The sequence below is a fragment of the Mucilaginibacter metallidurans genome, from assembly GCF_003286435.2.
Classification (GTDB): Bacteria; Bacteroidota; Bacteroidia; order Sphingobacteriales; family Sphingobacteriaceae; genus Mucilaginibacter; species Mucilaginibacter gossypii.
In genome coordinates this window covers 6887493-6904689 of the sequence record NZ_CP043449.1, presented here as the reverse complement: position 1 = coordinate 6904689, position 17197 = coordinate 6887493, and the positions used below count along the sequence as shown (strand labels likewise).

17 protein-coding genes and 1 pseudogene are annotated in these 17197 nt (G+C 43.6%); 10 read left to right on the top strand and 8 right to left on the bottom strand.

Annotated features, from left to right (window positions below; genetic code table 11):
• Positions 1–84 precede the first annotated feature (84 nt).
• Both DIU38_RS29730 and DIU38_RS29725 read right to left on the bottom strand, forming a co-directional pair.
• The gene (locus DIU38_RS29730) at positions 85–600 is read right to left on the bottom strand and encodes a DinB family protein (RefSeq protein WP_243770625.1); all 516 of its coding nucleotides are present in this window, start codon (positions 598–600) and stop codon (positions 85–87) included.
• Positions 575–1792 (bottom strand): sensor histidine kinase, encoded by a 1218-nt coding sequence (locus DIU38_RS29725; RefSeq protein ID WP_112651146.1) that lies wholly within the window; start codon positions 1790–1792, stop codon positions 575–577. The genes DIU38_RS29730 and DIU38_RS29725 overlap by 26 nt, the downstream gene beginning before the upstream one ends.
• Before the next feature lie 169 nt (positions 1793–1961).
• Between DIU38_RS29725 and gltX the strand changes: the two genes are divergently transcribed.
• Entirely contained in the window at positions 1962–3494 is a 1533-nt protein-coding gene (gltX, locus tag DIU38_RS29720; RefSeq protein ID WP_112651148.1) for a glutamate--tRNA ligase, read from the top strand.
• 135 nt (positions 3495–3629) lie between these two features.
• Here gltX and DIU38_RS29715 read toward each other — a convergent pair whose 3' ends face one another.
• From DIU38_RS29715 to DIU38_RS29695, 5 genes are all read right to left on the bottom strand, one after another.
• A complete protein-coding gene (locus DIU38_RS29715) occupies positions 3630–4388 on the bottom strand; it encodes a 2-phosphosulfolactate phosphatase (protein ID WP_112651150.1) in 759 nt (252 codons plus the stop codon).
• 51 nt (positions 4389–4439) lie between these two features.
• On the bottom strand, positions 4440–5525 hold the full coding sequence (gcvT, locus tag DIU38_RS29710; RefSeq protein WP_112651152.1) for a glycine cleavage system aminomethyltransferase GcvT: 1086 nt from the start codon (positions 5523–5525) through the stop codon (positions 4440–4442).
• A gap of 437 nt (positions 5526–5962) precedes the next feature.
• A complete protein-coding gene (locus tag DIU38_RS29705; RefSeq protein ID WP_167516314.1) occupies positions 5963–6451 on the bottom strand; it encodes a TlpA family protein disulfide reductase in 489 nt (162 codons plus the stop codon).
• A gap of 39 nt (positions 6452–6490) precedes the next feature.
• Entirely contained in the window at positions 6491–7507 is a 1017-nt protein-coding gene (locus DIU38_RS29700) for a Gfo/Idh/MocA family oxidoreductase (protein WP_112651156.1), read from the bottom strand.
• A gap of 121 nt (positions 7508–7628) precedes the next feature.
• Positions 7629–8237, bottom strand: a complete 609-nt coding sequence (locus DIU38_RS29695) for a DUF4142 domain-containing protein (protein WP_090530637.1) — start codon at positions 8235–8237, stop codon at positions 7629–7631.
• Between the two features lie 197 nt (positions 8238–8434).
• Between DIU38_RS29695 and DIU38_RS29690 the strand changes: the two genes are divergently transcribed.
• From DIU38_RS29690 to DIU38_RS29660, 7 genes are all read left to right on the top strand, one after another.
• The gene (locus DIU38_RS29690) at positions 8435–9040 is read left to right on the top strand and encodes a hypothetical protein (protein WP_090530639.1); all 606 of its coding nucleotides are present in this window, start codon (positions 8435–8437) and stop codon (positions 9038–9040) included.
• A gap of 39 nt (positions 9041–9079) precedes the next feature.
• Complete coding sequence (locus tag DIU38_RS29685; RefSeq protein WP_112651158.1) at positions 9080–9739, top strand: DUF6624 domain-containing protein; 660 nt, start codon at positions 9080–9082, stop codon at positions 9737–9739.
• Positions 9740–9982: 243 nt separating this feature from the next.
• Positions 9983–10321 carry a hypothetical protein gene (locus tag DIU38_RS29680; RefSeq protein ID WP_112651160.1) on the top strand — a complete coding sequence of 113 codons (339 nt, stop codon included), beginning with the start codon at positions 9983–9985 and terminating at the stop codon, positions 10319–10321.
• Positions 10322–10501: 180 nt separating this feature from the next.
• Positions 10502–11899 (top strand): class II fumarate hydratase, encoded by a 1398-nt coding sequence (gene fumC, locus DIU38_RS29675; protein WP_112651162.1) that lies wholly within the window; start codon positions 10502–10504, stop codon positions 11897–11899.
• Between the two features lie 54 nt (positions 11900–11953).
• On the top strand, positions 11954–12538 hold the full coding sequence (locus DIU38_RS29670; protein WP_146750290.1) for a fumarate hydratase: 585 nt from the start codon (positions 11954–11956) through the stop codon (positions 12536–12538).
• The gene (locus DIU38_RS29665; protein WP_112651166.1) at positions 12538–13332 is read left to right on the top strand and encodes a S1/P1 nuclease; all 795 of its coding nucleotides are present in this window, start codon (positions 12538–12540) and stop codon (positions 13330–13332) included. The genes DIU38_RS29670 and DIU38_RS29665 overlap by 1 nt, the downstream gene beginning before the upstream one ends.
• A 125-nt stretch (positions 13333–13457) precedes the next feature.
• Positions 13458–13892 carry a low molecular weight protein-tyrosine-phosphatase gene (locus DIU38_RS29660; RefSeq protein WP_112651224.1) on the top strand — a complete coding sequence of 145 codons (435 nt, stop codon included), beginning with the start codon at positions 13458–13460 and terminating at the stop codon, positions 13890–13892.
• Positions 13893–14051: 159 nt separating this feature from the next.
• Here the strand turns inward: DIU38_RS29660 and DIU38_RS35000 are convergent.
• Positions 14052–14557, bottom strand: a pseudogene (locus DIU38_RS35000) (GNAT family N-acetyltransferase).
• A 163-nt stretch (positions 14558–14720) separates the two neighbouring features.
• Between DIU38_RS35000 and DIU38_RS29645 the strand changes: the two are divergent.
• Together DIU38_RS29645 and DIU38_RS29640 are read left to right on the top strand one after the other, a co-directional pair.
• Complete coding sequence (locus DIU38_RS29645) at positions 14721–15950, top strand: DEAD/DEAH box helicase (RefSeq protein WP_208057655.1); 1230 nt, start codon at positions 14721–14723, stop codon at positions 15948–15950.
• A 185-nt stretch (positions 15951–16135) separates the two neighbouring features.
• The gene (locus tag DIU38_RS29640) at positions 16136–17131 is read left to right on the top strand and encodes a glycoside hydrolase family 43 protein (RefSeq protein WP_112651170.1); all 996 of its coding nucleotides are present in this window, start codon (positions 16136–16138) and stop codon (positions 17129–17131) included.
• Positions 17132–17197: the final 66 nt, after the last annotated feature.

The window sequence follows — 17197 nt, the reverse complement described above, 5'->3', positions numbered from 1 at the left end:
AATCGCGAAGCTCAGACTTACGAAGTTTTAAAAACTTCGTAAGTCTTTATATTTAACGGCCTTACGATGTGCGATATAAATATCTTATCCTATTCCGTACCGCTCTTTAAATAAATTTAAATGATGGCGCTCATGCCCGGCCAGCATAAATACAAATGCTGCAACGGTAAACAAATGGTTGCTGGCAATACCGTTACGATTTAGCTGCTCATCGCTGAATGCTTTAATCATATAAAGGTTTGCCTGGCGCAATGCACGGAACTCTTCGGCAAGGTCTTTTATATTTTGACTGTTGAAATCGGTATTGTTAACATAAATATCCTGGTCAAAACCCGGCAGTTCGATATGATTGCGCGAAAACACGAGGGCACGATAGGCAAAGGTACGTTCGGTATCTATCATATGGCCCAATGCCTGCTTAACTGTCCATTTGCCGGGCGCATAAGCATATAGTCCCTGCTCGTCGGTTAAATTACTGAATAGCTGGTAACTGCTGTCCATTTGCTGTTCAAGCATGTTAATTACATCATTGTCGCCAACAAGGCCCACATATCCCGCTGCAAATGGCGAATAATCACCTGGTTTTGGTTTTGTTATCATTGCGCGTGTTTTTTAATACTATCCTGAAGGTTGTTCCTTTACCTATTTCCGAATCTTTCACAAAGATCTGCCCGTTATGGTAATTCTCTATTATACGTTTGGTGAGCGACAAGCCTAATCCCCAGCCGCGTTTACGGGTGGTATACCCAGGTTGGAAAACGGTATCAAATTTAGAACGGGAGATGCCTTTGCCGGTATCTGTAACATCAATAAAAATCTGGTTTTTAACTTTATTGCCGCTAATCTCAACCTTAATGCTTCCCTTACCCTCAATGGCATTGACAGCATTCTTCAGCAAATTTTCCAATACCCAGTCAAATAGCGGAATATTGAGCCCGGCCTTGAGGTGCGGATTACCCGTCATTTCAAAGCTGATGTTTTTGCTGACACGTACCTTAAAATAATCAACAAAATCTTTCACCACGGCATAAACTCCGTGCTCGTCCAATACCGGTTTGGAGCCAATCTTTGAAAAACGGTCAGCTACAATTTCAAGGCGCTTTACGTCATTCTCCATTTCGGCCACCAGCACATCGTCTTCGGCATTAAATTTCTCCTTCATCAGCTCAATCCATGCAATAAGCGATGATATAGGCGTACCCAACTGATGAGCAGTTTCTTTGGCTAAACCAACCCAAACCTGGTCCTGCTCTGATTTACGCGATGAACTGAAGGCTGTATACGCCATTAATAAAAATATAGCAATTACGGTAAGCTGAATATAAGGGAATAGGCGTAGCTGTGTTAGCAGCGGCGAATCTTTATAGTAAACAAAGTTTTCTTCGCCCAAAACCTGGAGCTTAATAGGAGGATGCTGACCCTTCATATAGGCGAGCTCTTCTTTAAAGTAAGCCGGATCGTACTTTTTCCTCTTGTTGTTTTCGGCTTCCAGCTTAATAAAAGTCTTTGTAGTGTCTAAACCACGCTGTAAAACTATTTCGCCTTTTCCATCAGTTACAATGGCGGGTACGGTAAGGCTATCGCGCACGGCTATTACATAGTTTAAAAAGTCATTATCATCTGAGGCAAGAATCTGGCGCATACTTATGGCCCAAACCTGGGCACGGGTACGCTCAGAACGGGCAATGTTTTTTACCAGGTAGCTGGTGTAAAATAACGAACCGCTGGCAATTACCACTGCAAAGGCAAGGAGCAAATATTTCCAACGTTTTTTTTGTTGATATGGGTTCATGCTGGGCACAGCCCAAATAACGTAAAATTGCTTTGTAAAATATAATTTTTGTTAGTAGTTCATAGTTGATGGATCATCGTTCATAGCAGCGCCATTTCTTTTATAATGCCATGAACCATGATCTATGAACTATAAGCTTTGCGCTTAATAACCTATCTTTGCCCCCATCATGACCGATAAAAAAGTAAGAGTCCGTTTTGCGCCGAGCCCTACAGGTGGTTTGCACCTTGGCGGCGTGCGCACCGTGTTGTTCAATTATTTATTCGCCAAAAAGCATGGGGGCGATTTTGTTTTGCGAATTGAGGATACCGACCAAACCCGCTACGTGGAAGGTGCCGAAGAATATATTTTAGACTGCCTTAAATGGTGCGGCCTTCACCCCGACGAAAGCCCGGTTGCCGGCGGTCCTTACGCGCCATATCGCCAAAGTGAACGTAAACCACTTTACCGCGAATATGCCGAACGCCTGGTTATGGAAGGCCATGCTTATTATGCCTTTGATACCGCCGAAGAGCTGGACAAAAACCGAAAGGAGATCCCTAATTTTCAGTACGGCCTGGCCTATCGCCATACCTTAAGAAACTCGCTTTCGTTACCTCAGCATGAGGTTGATGCCTTGCTTGATGCAGGTACACCTCATGTGATCCGCATTAAAATGCCGGAGGGTGAAACCGTGAGTTTCAATGATATGATTCGCGGATATGTGAGCTTTGAAACCGGCCTGGTTGATGATAAAGTGTTATTAAAAGCCGATGGCATGCCTACTTACCACCTGGCCGTTGTGGTTGATGATTACCTGATGAAGATCACGCACGCATTTCGCGGCGAAGAGTGGCTGCCTTCGGCCCCAGTACATTTGCTGCTTTGGGAATACCTGGGCTGGAAGGCCGACATGCCCCAATGGGCACACTTGCCGTTGATTTTGAAACCGGATGGACATGGTAAATTGAGCAAACGTGATGGAGCCCGACTTGGTTTCCCGGTGTATGCCATGAACTGGTTTGATGCAAAAACAGGCGAGTTGACGCCGGGTTTCCGTGAATTAGGTTTTTTACCGGAAGCTTTCCTGAACCTGTTAGCAACTTTAGGCTGGAACGACGGTACCGAGCAGGAGATTTTTACGCTTGACGAATTGATAGAAAAATTCTCGATAGAGCGCGTTAACAAATCGGGCGCCAAGTTTGATTTTGAGAAAGCCAAATGGTTCAATGCCGAGTGGATTAAGAGGTCTGAAGTCGAAAGTCTGAAGTCAGATGTTATAAAAGTATTTGCTGATAAGGGTGTTACTGTTAACGACAATGAATACCTGACTAAGGTTATCACTTTAATCAAAGATCGCGTTGTATTACTTCCTGATTTTTACCAGCAGGCAGGTTTCTTTTTTGAGCAGCCTAAGGAGTATGACCTTAACGCGGTAAAACCTAAATGGACTGATGCCAAAACAGCGTTTTATCACGCGTTCATTGCTTTGCTAACTAACGAAGCAGCTATTGAAGCTCATGACCTGGAAGCTAAATTCAAAGCACTTGCCGAAGAAAAAGGCTTAAAAGTTGGTGATGTGATGCTGCCGTTCCGCATTATGCTGGTTGGTGGTAAGTTTGGGCCGCATGTATTTGATATTGTTGCCCTGCTCGGTAAAGAAGAAACCATCAGCAGGATTGAAAAGGCGCTTGTGGAGTTTGCTGCCCCCCCCGCCCCCTAAAGGGGGAGCTTACTTACGCCGGCTCTTTCGAGGCATCAACGACTTCTATTTTTGCTGTAAGGCACGAAACAATCGCCTATTGGCAGGTCCGCCCTGTATCGTTTGGGATTGCTTCGTGCCTCGCAATGACGTTTTTTAATACACAGCCAACTTCACCAGTTTCTCCCCTTCCAAAACAGGAATGGCGGTAGTTAAATCAACCTGTAAACAAAACTCGATATCTTTTTCGATGCCTAATTTTTTCAGGCGCTCGCCGTGCGATGTTTTTTTGAGATAACCATTGATATCGTTTTTCCCAACCTGGAAAAGATCGTTAGCGGCTAAGGCTGCATCGTCCAGTAAAAATCCTTTATCTTCTAACTGCTCAATTACAGCACCGGCAAACAGGGTATCCTCCAAATTGAAATTGTTTTTCCAGCCGGCACACACCAGCAACACATTTTCGTTTTGGGTATTAAGCCAGTTGCTTAAAGCGGTAAGGTTCAGGAACGAACCAATAACAATTTTTTTTGCGCTGCGCGATAAATGCAGTGCATGTGTGCCGTTGGTAGTGGTTAACACTATTGTTTTACCGGCCACCTTTTCTTTGGTATATGAAAATGGCGAGTTGCCAAAATCAAAACCATCAACTACCGATCCGTCGCGCTCGGCGGCAAGAAGGTAATCCAGCCCTTTCTCTCTATACGCGGCACACTCCTCAACTTGTGATACCGGTATAATAGCCTCAGCACCGTTTTCAATACCATAACATATAGATGATGTTGCCCTGAAAATATCAATAACCACTACAATATAATCTTCCACATTAAACAGTGGCAGTAATGCAGGCGTTAGGCAAACGTGTGCCCCCCGGCCCCCTGAAGGGGGAGTTAGAGTAATTGTATTTTCAGACATTTGTGTTTAATTAATTTAGAAAACTTTGAAGGTAGTTCCCCCTTTAGGGGGTTAGAGGGCTTTATAAAACGGAGGTTTTACAATCTGCGCTTTAATTTTATTATCTCTGATGCTGATGTAGATCTCGGTGCCTTCTTTGGCGAAAGCGGTATCTACATAGCCCATACCAATAGCTTTTTGTAATGATGGTGATTGTGTGCCTGAAGTTACTTTACCTATGGTGTTGCCATCGGCATCAACTATCACATAATCATGGCGGGGGATGCCGCGGTCTATCATTTCAAAACCTACCAGTTTGCGGTTTACACCAGCTTGTTTTTGTGCCTGTAATGCTTCAGCATTAGTGAATTCTTTGTTGAATTTGGTAACCCAACCCAAACCTGCTTCAAGCGGTGAGGTGTTATCATCAATGTCGTTACCATATAGGCAGAAACCCATTTCCAAACGTAAGGTATCACGTGCGCCTAAACCAATTGGCTTAATACCAAAAGGCTCGCCGGCTTTGAAAATTGCATCCCAGATCTGCTCCGCGTATTGGTTTTCAAAATAGATCTCGAAGCCGCCTGCACCGGTATAGCCTGTAGCTGATATCAATACATTGTCAACACCCGCAAAAGTTCCTTTTTTAAAGGTGTAGTATTCCATGGATACCAGATCAACCTCAGTTAGGGTTTGTAAAGCTTCGGCAGCTTTGGGACCCTGGATAGCCAGCAGTGATGTACGGTCGGATATGTTTTTCATATCTACGCCCTTGGTATTGTATTTGGAGATCCAGTTCCAGTCTTTTTCAATATTTGATGCATTAACCACCAGCATGTAGGTTTTTTCGTCGATCCGGTAAACCAGCAGATCGTCAACAATACCGCCGTTTTCATTCGGCAGGCATGAGTACTGCACTTTGCCATCGTATAATTTTGAGGCATCGTTACTGGTTACCCGCTGAATCAGATCAAGCGCGTTCTCTCCTTTTAAAATGAATTCGCCCATGTGGCTTACGTCAAAAACACCAACGGCCTTGCGCACGGTTTCGTGTTCGGCGTTAATGCCTGTGTATTGAACGGGCATGTTGTAACCGGCAAATGGAACCATTTTGGCACCGGCTTTTACGTGGATATCGGTTAATGCGGTATTCTTCATCGTCAACTTAAATATTGGCCGCAAAGGTAACTATTATGAAGCGAAATCGGTACCGTTGATTGGTTTTGATTTTGTTGATTGCTTTATGATCTTCTTATAGCCGCTGCGAGTTTAAGTAAGTTGAACCCCTCTGGGGTTCGGATAAGGGGGTGGGCCATTTTCTACAAACCTTTCCCCTCTGGGGATTTGTATATTTTATTAAACAACATTAATTGAGATGTACTTAAAGGCAAGTGCACCAGGGGTGCAAAAGGTTTGTAGCATGAAAAGTTATAAAAATATCCTGTGCCCCAGCGGGGCAAAACAACACACCTTGCTGATTAAACGACAAAACAGTTTTGTGGGGTAACTCAGACTGCGAGAGATCCTGAGGGGACGTTAAACAAAAAAAGCCGGTTAACGTTGCGTTAACCGGCATGAGCTATAAGTTAGCTACTTTATACTTTTTTAATCGTTTCCATCAACACCGGGATCTTAGGTACTTTGGGATAAGTTTGAAATAATTTGCCGTACTTATCATAAATAGCGATATATGGAGTTGTTTGTACACTATAAAATTTTTGTACCAGGTAGGTGTAGCCTTCGGTGCCGATGGTGATGTTATGGTATTTAGCCAGGTCAAAATCGCGCTGGAAAGTTTGGATCCCTTTAAGCATAGGCATAAAAGTGATCATCACTATCTGTACATTTTTTAATTTGGGCAGCTCGGGTTTCAGATCATACATCAGGTGCTGGCAATGGCTGCAATCGGGCGAAAAATAGATCACCATTACCGGTTTGTTTTTTTTCAGGTTGGCAGGAGTAACGTAGACACTGTCTGTAGTGAGGATGTGATATGGCGGCAAGCCGGAATTAGCAGGTGGCGTTTGTGCCTGGCTGCACCCGGCGGCAATAATCAGACAAAGCAGTAAATACAGTTTCTTCATTATTTTAATTAGCATTTAATAAGCATAGTTACAACATTTTTAGCTTTCAAGCAATTCAATTTGCCATGCAACATGCTCCTCGGTTACCGGGAATAACGCATTTTCGCGCACGGTATGATATACAGCATCAAATATGCCATTATAATTACCTTTGGGTGACTTTATCCACTCCACGGTCTTCTGCCCGTCGGCCCCCATGAGCACCAGTTTACCGTCGCTGCCTTCGGGTTCGATGCCAAAACCTTCGTCGGTAGGCATCATGTCGGCATCAAGCTGTGCTTCCTGAACATCGGTACGCATTTTTACAAAGCTGCCTAATGTTCCATGTACCACAAAGCCATAAGTATGCTCGGCAATGAGCAAGCCCGAGGTTAGATATACATTAAGTTGATTAGGATATTTAAGGTGGATATTGAAATAATCATCAACCTGCGAGTTTGGCCTGAATGCAGCGGTTGTTTTTTCATAGCTCAATGGCCTGCCAAAGATACTGATGGCATTATCAACCAAATGCGCGCCCAGATCATAGGTAAGGCCACCGCCCGGAACGCCCGCTGTTTCTTTAAATTGTTTTGCACCGATGGCCATGCGGTACCTGTCCAGCCTGAAATGAACTTCAATAAGCTCCCCTAACCTGCCGCTTTCAATCACCTCCTTTACCGAAAGGAAACCGCTGTCATAACGGCGGTTTTGGTAGATCATCACTTTCAAATCAAGCTTTTTACCCAGATCATACAGCGCTTTCACTTCGCTTGAAGTTACAGCTGCGGGCTTTTCAATCAGTACATGTTTACCTGCATTCAGAGCTTGTACAGCATAATCAAAATGAGTATTGTTAGGGGTATTAACGATGATGAGCTCTATTTCCTCGTCATTAAGCAGTTGGTCGATGCTATCATAGCTGATCACATCAGGGTATTTTTTGCCGGCTTTTTTTTCATGGCGCTCAACCACGGCCTTAAAAGTAAAGCCCGGATTGGTAGTTAAAAACGGGGCATGAAAAATCCGTCCCGACATTCCATAGGCCATGAGGCCGGTTACTATTGGTTTCGACATATTAAAGTAGATTTTGCTGTGTTAAAAGTATCGTTTTAGCTACACCTGTACAAGGGAATTAAACAGAAAAAGGGAGATTGTTACATCTCCCTTTTTCTGTCTTGAATTAATCAATAGCTGATTACTTCATGCCTTTTTGAATAGCTTCAATTTCGGCTAAATGGTGCTGGATAACAGGTAATGTTTTAGCTGCAAAGGCTTTAAGGTCGGCATCTTTGCAGTTTTTTGAAGCATCTTCAAACAATGATTCAACTTTTTTATGGCCTTTAACCATAGCATCAACATAGTCCTTGTCAAAATCAGCGCCTGTTTTGGCTGCCAGGTCGGCTTTCATTTTCTGGTGCTCATCATCAGGTGCCGATGGCAGGGTAATGTTTTTAGTTTTGGCTATGGCCATTAGTTCGTCGTTTGCTTTACTGTGGTCAGTAACCATCATTTTAGCAAAATCTTTTACTTTGGCATTGGTTGCCTTTTCGCTGGCCAACTGGCCAACAGCAACTTCGGCTAAGCCGGCATTGGCCGCTTCGGTTGCAAATTTTGCATCATCGGCGGTAACGGCAATGCCTGTAGCACCGGTAGTAGTTGTGTCTTTTACTTTGTTGGCACTGTCGGCAGTGTCAGTTGTTGCAGCTGCTGTGCTATCGCCGCTGCCGCTTTTTGCTCCGCCTTTACAGGCCTGGAATGATAATGCCGCCAGGGCCATCATTGCAATTAAACTTAACTTTTTCATAGTAGTGTTTATGTATTTGTTTTTACAGTTAACATTTTTTAGTTAATTAAGTTTGATTTTCTTATTTGTAAAATAAGAAACAACAGGTAATTGGGGTGCCGTTTGTTAATATTTAGTTTTTAATAAATATTTAACATTTGTTTAAAAGCACTTTTATAAGTTGTGTTTTATAATAACGCGACTAAATTATACCTGATATGTTAATAGGATCATTGTTTTTGGGCAAAGTGCATGAGGTTAACGGGCAGTGGATAGAGACCAAATTTGTGGTTATTGGCATTCCGCTGTTCCCAACCAGCTCCATGCTGGTAACCCGGTCGGCCTGGCGAAGCCGCAATGGGTTTAATATTCCGCTCAACCATCAAAGCATCATTGCAGGCTACGCCCGCATGTTTTCGGTGATCATAGCCTTTATTGCTTTCATCTTTTTTTTTAGCGAAAGGGATTCAACCGCTTTGTTAATCGGGGCCATTGGCCTGGCCCTGTGGTTGTATTTTTATTTTGTATTTGGCAGCGCCGATACTGCAGAAGCGGAGGAACGAAAAAAAATGGGCGACCTCACCGGTCTGTACATCAAACCGGAGTGGCTTAGCTATGATGATGCCTACCGGATCTATGATCGCCTCGAAAAAAAATACCGGGCAGAGTTTGACGGGGCCGACTGGCTCAACGATCTGCAGCAAAATGAAATAGCGCCGGCCAAGCTGCCATTGCTGTATGCGCTTTCGCGATTCAATTATTCTTTAGGTGCCACCGAATGCAATAAAAAATTGTTTGAAAAGGCGGATAGTTTATACTTGTGATACAGGTTTTTGCGTTTATTTGCTTAAACCTTATTGACCATGAAAAACCTGATCATCGCCTTGTTAATGATAACGGCAAGCACAGCATCTGCACAGCAAAAGTTTAACCCTATTTTGAAGAGACAGCTTGACAGTGTATTAGCACTTGATCAGAAATATCGCGAGATCTTAACTTATCTGATGGATCCGAGCAAAAAGGATTCGGTGTTAAAAACATTACCGGTTAAACCGGAAGAAGCTACAGGCCATTACTGGAAGCTTCAGAGCCAGGCCGATTCGACCAATTTGATTTTTATCGAGAACGTGTTTAACAAGTACGGTTACCCCGGCAAAACGCTTGTTGGCGAACCAACTAATGAAGCTGCGTGGTCGGTAGTGCAGCATTCCCCTAAAATAGATAAGTACCTGCCCGCGATAAAAACGGCTGCCGAAAACAAAGAATTACCTTTCAGGTTGTACGCCATGATGCTCGACAGGCAGCTGATGTATGAAGGTAAAGAGCAAATCTACGGTTCGCAGGCTACGTCAAAGCCATTGCGCAACGGCCAAAAGATTGGCTATTATGTGTGGCCGATAAAAGACGCGGCAGGTGTAAATGAACGTCGTAAGCAAGCCGGTTTTGATCAAACTGTTGAACAGAATGCCAAAAGATTGGGCTTTGATTACAAGGTTGTGAAAATTGAAGATGTGAAGTGGTAGCTATATGAGTAGGATAAAATCAAGAAACGTTATATAAACATCAGTCTGCTCTGTTTGATCGTCCCAATTTTTTTCTTCGGTTTTGAATGGATTGCTAACCGTGTTGGTTATAAGTGTCAAGTACAAGACTTCTTGAAAACTGGTAAGAACCGCTTGTCTGGATTAGGTGCTAATCATGTAAGTATTGTTTCAGTTCCGAATACTTCCTTTTTTATATGGCTTTCTTTTCATTAGCTTTATCTTATGTTTAATTGGCTCAAAAGAAAAAAGTCTATCTATAATAATTGGGATTTTGGAGATATAGCGGATTTTGATACGATTGAAAACCCCGACTCTCGCCAATTTGTTAATAAAGATGGTACCCGGGTAATATACGTTTCGGCACTTCACGTTAGTGGCGGCGATACTTTCTTAACTGATTCTTTCGCAGGTAAACCAACGATGGTGAAAAATGCCGATAGTTGGCAGTTAAAAGGGACAAAGAAATCAAAAAATCAAATACTTGTATGTGTTATTTCTGTAAGCAAGCAAGATGATATCGAGTGGGCAAATATTTTTTTTGATTCTATCGCTCCTCGTTAATAATCAAACTTATACACTACTGTAAATAATATTTTTATTCTACCTCTTCTTTCAACTTCGATACAATCAAATAATGAAATAGTATTCCTTTAAAAATCACGTCCCCTATCAAAAAGTTTACACCCTGCATTCCCCCGCATCATATAAAAACATAACTTTGCCCCTGCAAAATTTAATACCATGAGTTTCAGAACCGAACACGATACCATGGGCGAGGTACAGGTACCTGCCGACAAATACTGGGGAGCGCAGACCGAACGCTCACGCAATAATTTTAAAATTGGTCCGGAGGCGTCAATGCCAAAGGAAATTATCGACGCTTTTGCATATCTGAAAAAAGCAGCCGCTTATACCAATACCGATTTAGGTGTATTGCCTGCCGAAAAACGCGACCTGATTGCACAGGTGTGCGATGAGATCCTGGCCGGCGAACTGGCTTCGGAGTTTCCGCTGGTGATTTGGCAAACAGGCTCGGGCACGCAATCAAACATGAACGTGAACGAGGTTGTTGCTAACCGTGCACACGTATTACAAGGCAATAAACTGGGCGAAGGTAAAACCTTCATCCACCCGAATGATGACGTGAACAAATCACAATCATCAAACGATACCTACCCAACAGCTATGCACATTGCGGCATACAAGATCCTGATTGATGTAACCATCCCCGGTATCGAAAAACTGCGCGATACCTTGCAGGCTAAGGTTGAGGCTTTCAAATCCGTAGTTAAAATCGGTCGTACCCATTTGATGGATGCTACCCCGCTTACCTTAGGCCAGGAGTTTTCAGGTTATGTTTCACAGTTGAACCACGGCTTAAAAGCATTGCGTAATACGCTTGATCACCTTTCGGAACTGGCCCTTGGTGGTACGGCTGTAGGTACAGGTATTAACACACCTAAAGGTTATGATGTAAAAGTTGCTGAGTACATTGCCCAGTTTACCGGCTTGCCGTTCATCACAGCAGAAAATAAATTTGAAGCTCTTGCCGCTCATGATGCCATTGTTGAAAGCCATGGCGCTTTGAAACAAATTGCGGTTTCATTAATGAAAATTGCTAACGATATCAGGATGCTGGCTTCTGGTCCGCGTTCGGGTATTGGCGAGATCCATATTCCGGATAACGAACCAGGCTCATCAATTATGCCGGGTAAAGTTAACCCTACCCAAAACGAGGCTGTTACGATGGTAGCTGCACAGGTTATGGGGAATGACGTGGCTATTTCTATCGGTGGCTCAAACGGCCATTACGAATTGAATGTATTTAAACCGGTTATGGCCGCAAACTTCCTGCAATCGGCAAGGTTAATAGGTGATGCCTGCGTATCGTTCAATGATCATTGCGCAGTAGGCATTGAGCCTAATTATGATGGCATCAAAAAACACCTTGAAAATTCATTGATGCTGGTAACCGCGCTTAACCCGCATATCGGTTATGAAAACGCAGCAAAAATTGCTAAAACAGCCCTTAAAAACGGCAGTTCACTGCGCGAAGCAGCTATAGGCTTAGGTTTATTAACCAACGAGCAGTTTGACGAGTGGGTACGTCCCGAAAATATGATAGGCAGCTTAAAATAAGAAGCACCTCACCCCAACCCCTCTCCAAAGGAGAGGGGCTTTTAATTTCTGCTTATGCAAAAACGCTATAGCTTTCTCTTTTCTTTTTTCGGTTTCAGGCCTTTTGCCTTCAGCTTTCCGCTTTCGGCTTTTAGCTTAAAAAACGCCTTTTGCCTCATAGCTTTCAGCCTTCTGCTTTCAGCTTTCAGCTCCTGTACCATGAACCCGGATAAGCAAACACCCGGTGAGGGCTATTTACAGGGGGAGTGGAAACAGGACTCAATACCTGCGCAAAAAAGCCTGGTAACATATTCGCTATATGATATTAAATTCAGCTGTGATTCATTTCTTTTGAAGATCAGTACCGTTAGCAAGGTTAATTACGGGGCGGATACTTGTATGAGCAAGGGCCATTGGGATGAATATATACGGGGAACTTATTCGCAAAGGCAGGACACGCTGCACATTAAGGGGCAGTTTTGCAATGCCGATGGCTCATATAAAAATGAACAGGGCTGTTTCAGGTTTGGCGATTATGAAGAATATTTTAAGGTTCATAAGCAAAGCGACTCGCTGATCCGGTTTGTAAGTACATCCAACGTAATACCTTTTAACGCGCATTTAATAAAAAGAACAAGCTGCATTCCAAAACCATTGTAATGAAAACACAAACCTTAAAAAAACTTTTATTGCTGGTGGCGATATTTTATATCCCCCTGCAAAGCATGGCCTGGGGTACTAATGGGCACCGCATTTGCGGCCAGGTTGCGGATAGCTACCTAACCGCCAAAGCCCGTAAAGCTATTCAAGCCATTTTGGGTAATGAGTCGATTGCCATTACCAGCAACTGGGCCGATTTTATTAAATCAGACCCGGCTTACAATTACTTGTATAACTGGCATTTTATCAACCTGGAAAAAGCTTACAGCTATCCGGACCTGCAGGCTTATTTAAAGGCCGATACGATTACCGATGCCTATACCAAAATGAATTTCCTGGTGGCCGAACTTAAAAAGAAAACTGCTACCAAAACCAACAAGCTGCTTTACCTGCGCATGCTGATCCATATTGTTGAGGATGTGCACCAGCCGCTGCACACTGGTCACCTGAGCGATAAGGGCGGTAACGATGTAAAAGTACAATGGTTTGGTAAAGAGAGCAACCTGCACTCGGTTTGGGACAGCGAGTTGATTGACCTTCAGCAATTAAGCTACACCGAGTATACCGCGATGATAAACCACACAACAGCCGCTCAGCGCACCGAATTACAAAAAGCGCCAATGAGCCAGTGGATATATGAAAGCAACCAGATGGCAGATAAACTGTACTCCGAAACTAAAACCGGTGATAAACTTGGTTACAAATACAACTTTAGCCATATAGCAACCCTTAACCAGCAAATGGTTAAAGCCGGCGTACGTTTGGCCGGTTTGCTGAACCAGATATTTGGATAATTTGGGGCTCAAAGCGAAAGGCTCAAAGCCGAAAGCTTTTGAATCTTAAAAATATTAAAAATTGGCAAAGCCCGAAGGTAAAAAAAGCTTTTTGCCTTCGGCTTTTTTGCTTTAAGCTTAAAGAAATGAAAATACTAATGGTATGCCTGGGCAATATCTGCCGTTCGCCGCTGGCGGAGGGGGTTATGCAGCACCTGGCAGATGAAAATGGACTTGGCTGGGATGTTGATTCGGCGGGTACCGGAAGATGGCATATAGGCGAAGCTCCTGACAGGCGCTCCATTCGCGCAGCCCGTAACCATGGTATCGACATCAGCAAACAGATTTGCCGTCAGTTTAAGCGTACAGACTTTGACGAGTTCGACCATATTTTTGTGATGGACCGGAATAACCTGAGCGATGTGCTTGATATGGCCCGCAACGAAGAACAGGCTGCTAAAGTAAAGCTTCTGTTAGGTGATAAGGTTGTCCCCGATCCGTATTATGACGATAACCAGTTTGAACCGGTTTTTGAGCTGATTGAAAACGGATGCAGGGATATTATAGAGTATTTGAGGTAAAGGCTGAACCTGATATCCATTTTATGTCATTGCGAGGCGCAGCACGGCCTTTTGTGATGGCGCGACGTGGCAATCTCGTAGCCATACTAACCGCTGTGAATGTTTACCCTGCATAGCTACGAGATTGCCGCGCTGCGCTCGCAATGACATATTCTATATTTACTGCTTACTGATCACCCTAAAAAACGGCACCTCTTCCCCATACCAAAACACAATCCCTTCCCGTACAAAACCGGCTTTAATCAGCACCCTTTGTGATGCTGCATTTTGCGGATGGGTAACGGCGCAAATCTCTTTTAACCCTATATCATTGAATCCATAACTGATTAGTGCTTCGGCAAGTTCGGTAGCTATACCTTGTCCCAGTACTTGAGGTGCAGCCGGTAGCCCAGCTCAATGCGGCTCTTGTCGTAATCGCTTGGTTTAAGGGCGCAAACACCTATAAAATCGTTATCTGTGATATTAAAAATCCCCCATCTGCCCAGGCCCGATCCGTTCTGGTATTCCTTAAGCGTATCTTTAAAAACCTGTTTACTCTCTTGCGGAGTACGTTTTTTTACATATTGTGTAAGCCGGTCATCGGCATCTATTGTGGTAACAAGTTCTTCATCTTCGGCTGTAAATTCACGGATCAGCAAGCGTGGTGTTTGAGTGATAATATTCATAGGTTTTCAAAAATATATTTTTGAATTGATTGTACAGGTAAGTTGAGTGTCATATAAAAGGTGACCAGATTTATTTTGATTCTTTAAGGGAAGCTCAATTAATGCTAAAACCCTCATTTGCCGTTTAATTTTTATACCTTGCATAATTTACTTATAAGATATAGTGACTTTCCAGGATTTTAATTTTAACGAGCAATTATTTGAAGGTGTAGAGAGCATGGGTTTCGTAAACCCCACACCCATACAATCTATGGCCATCCCAGCCATTATGGAGGGGCGCGACCTGATTGCATGCGCTCAAACCGGTACCGGTAAAACCGGCGCTTATTTGCTTCCTGTTTTAAACAGCATCAGCAAAACAAATAAACACCATACCAGTGCCCTTATACTTGCCCCAACCCGCGAGCTTGCCCAGCAAATAGATCAGCAGGTTGAAGGCCTTGCCTATTTTACCGGTATCAGCTCTATTGCTGTTTTTGGCGGCGGCGACGGCATTGTTTACGAACAACAGCGCCGCGGCATTCAAAACAATGTAAATATTATTGTAGCTACCCCCGGCAGACTGATAGCCCACCTTACATCGGGCGTGCTGAAGCTTAATCACCTTACCCATTTGGTACTTGATGAGGCCGACCGGATGCTGGATATGGGCTTTTCTGATGATATCATGAAAATTATCAGCTACCTGCCAAAAGAGAGGCAAACTCTGTTGTTTTCGGCCACCATGCCAGGCCGTATCCGTTCATTGGCCAAAGCTATTTTGAAAGATCCGGAGCAGATCAATATCGCTATTTCGCAGCCGGCCGTTGGTATCGATCAGCAGGTTTACCGGGTTCATGATCAACAAAAAACGCCGTTGGTACAGCATATCCTGAAAGATTCGGCATTTACAAGCATCATCATCTTTGCATCGCGCAAGGAAATTGTTAAAGCGCTATACAAAGAACTTAAGGCGATTAAGATCAACGCCATGTCGTTCCATTCCGATCTGGAACAGAAGGAGCGTGAAGAGATCCTCCTTAAATTCAAAAACAAGCAATTACCAGTTATCATCGGTACCGACGCCCTTTCGCGCGGCATTGATGTGGAGGGCATCGACCTGGTGATCAACTACGATGTTCCCGGCGATCCGGAAGATTATATTCACCGTATTGGTCGTACGGCCCGCGCCGCTACCACCGGTACCGCCATAACCTTCGTTAACCACCGCGACGAGCGCAAGCTTAAAAATATTGAGAAACTGATTGAAAAGCCGATAAAGCTGATGGCACTGCCGGATGAACTGGCCACAATACAACCCCTGAAGCCCGAACAGCCTCACGGAGATGCCAAAAGGAAACCTAACCGTCGCTGGGGCAAAAAGAAGCCGAAACAGCAGAATACGGGTAATTAAAAAGTTTTCACGAATACCATTTTGGGTGTTGATTTAATTTAATCGAATTACACGAATTAATAGTTGGCAGTTAAAGCTCAACAATTTAAAAATTTGTGTAATTCATCTCAATCCGAAGTAATTTGTGTTTCACTACTAAAACGTTTTATCTATTTTAATATCTTAGACCAAAAATCTATTTCCCAATGATCATTCCTAAAAAACTGGTTTTACTGGCAACGTTTGGTGCGGCAATTATCATATCTGAAAATAAGGCATTAGCACAGGAGAAGAAAACATCAGGCAATCCTATTGTTGAAGGCTGGTATGCCGACCCGGAAGCCAAAATCTTCAATAAACAATACTGGGTGTATCCAACCTATTCGGCTAAATATAATGACCAGGTATTTATGGATGCCTTTTCATCGCCCGATCTGGTTAACTGGACTAAGCATCCCCGCATTATCGATACTGCCGCTGTAAAGTGGGCTAAACGTGCTATGTGGGCCCCGGCAGTAACTGAAAAAGACGGTAAATACTATATCTTTTTTGGCGCTAATGATATTCAGAACAATAACGAAGTTGGCGGTATAGGTGTTGCCGTTGGCGATAAACCCGAAGGCCCGTTCAAAGATCTTTTGGGCAAACCGCTCATTGGGCAGATCATCAATAAAGCGCAGCCTATAGATCAATTTGTGTTTAAGGATGACGACGGCCAGTACTACATGATTTACGGTGGCTGGGGCCAATGTAATATTGTAAAGCTAAAAAACGACTTTACAGGTATCGAACCGTTTAAAGATGGCGAAACCTACAAACTGATCACCCCTAAAGATTATGTTGAAGGCCCGGTGATGTTTAAACGAAAAGGGAAATATTACTTTATGTGGAGCGAAGGCGGCTGGACTGGTCCGGATTACCGCGTGGCTTATGCTATTGGCGATTCTCCATTCGGTCCGTTTAACCGGATCGGGACAATATTAAAACAAGACGCTAATATTGCAACAGGTGCAGGCCATCATTCGGTGATCCAGGTACCTGGCAAGGATGAATGGTATATTGTTTATCACCGCCGTCCCTTAACCGAGACTGATGGCAACCACCGCGTTACTTGTATCGATAAAATGTATTTTGACAAGGATGGCAAGATCCTGCCGGTGAAAATCACCAATGAAGGTGTAACGGCGAGGAAGATTAAGTAGATCGTTCAAATTTAATATGTCATTGCAAGCGATAGCATGGCAATCTCATAGCCAATGCTATTCGCC

Coding starts and splice junctions, on each gene's coding strand:
- DIU38_RS29730 (WP_243770625.1), bottom strand. CDS start 600: ATGATAACAAAACCAAAACCAGGTGATTATTCGCCATTTGCAGCGGGA.
- DIU38_RS29725 (WP_112651146.1), bottom strand. CDS start 1,792: ATGAACCCATATCAACAAAAAAAACGTTGGAAATATTTGCTCCTTGCC.
- gltX (WP_112651148.1), top strand. CDS start 1,962: ATGACCGATAAAAAAGTAAGAGTCCGTTTTGCGCCGAGCCCTACAGGT.
- DIU38_RS29715 (WP_112651150.1), bottom strand. CDS start 4,388: ATGTCTGAAAATACAATTACTCTAACTCCCCCTTCAGGGGGCCGGGGG.
- gcvT (WP_112651152.1), bottom strand. CDS start 5,525: ATGAAGAATACCGCATTAACCGATATCCACGTAAAAGCCGGTGCCAAA.
- DIU38_RS29705 (WP_167516314.1), bottom strand. CDS start 6,451: ATGAAGAAACTGTATTTACTGCTTTGTCTGATTATTGCCGCCGGGTGC.
- DIU38_RS29700 (WP_112651156.1), bottom strand. CDS start 7,507: ATGTCGAAACCAATAGTAACCGGCCTCATGGCCTATGGAATGTCGGGA.
- DIU38_RS29695 (WP_090530637.1), bottom strand. CDS start 8,237: ATGAAAAAGTTAAGTTTAATTGCAATGATGGCCCTGGCGGCATTATCA.
- DIU38_RS29690 (WP_090530639.1), top strand. CDS start 8,435: ATGTTAATAGGATCATTGTTTTTGGGCAAAGTGCATGAGGTTAACGGG.
- DIU38_RS29685 (WP_112651158.1), top strand. CDS start 9,080: ATGAAAAACCTGATCATCGCCTTGTTAATGATAACGGCAAGCACAGCA.
- DIU38_RS29680 (WP_112651160.1), top strand. CDS start 9,983: ATGTTTAATTGGCTCAAAAGAAAAAAGTCTATCTATAATAATTGGGAT.
- fumC (WP_112651162.1), top strand. CDS start 10,502: ATGAGTTTCAGAACCGAACACGATACCATGGGCGAGGTACAGGTACCT.
- DIU38_RS29670 (WP_146750290.1), top strand. CDS start 11,954: ATGCAAAAACGCTATAGCTTTCTCTTTTCTTTTTTCGGTTTCAGGCCT.
- DIU38_RS29665 (WP_112651166.1), top strand. CDS start 12,538: ATGAAAACACAAACCTTAAAAAAACTTTTATTGCTGGTGGCGATATTT.
- DIU38_RS29660 (WP_112651224.1), top strand. CDS start 13,458: ATGAAAATACTAATGGTATGCCTGGGCAATATCTGCCGTTCGCCGCTG.
- DIU38_RS29640 (WP_112651170.1), top strand. CDS start 16,136: ATGATCATTCCTAAAAAACTGGTTTTACTGGCAACGTTTGGTGCGGCA.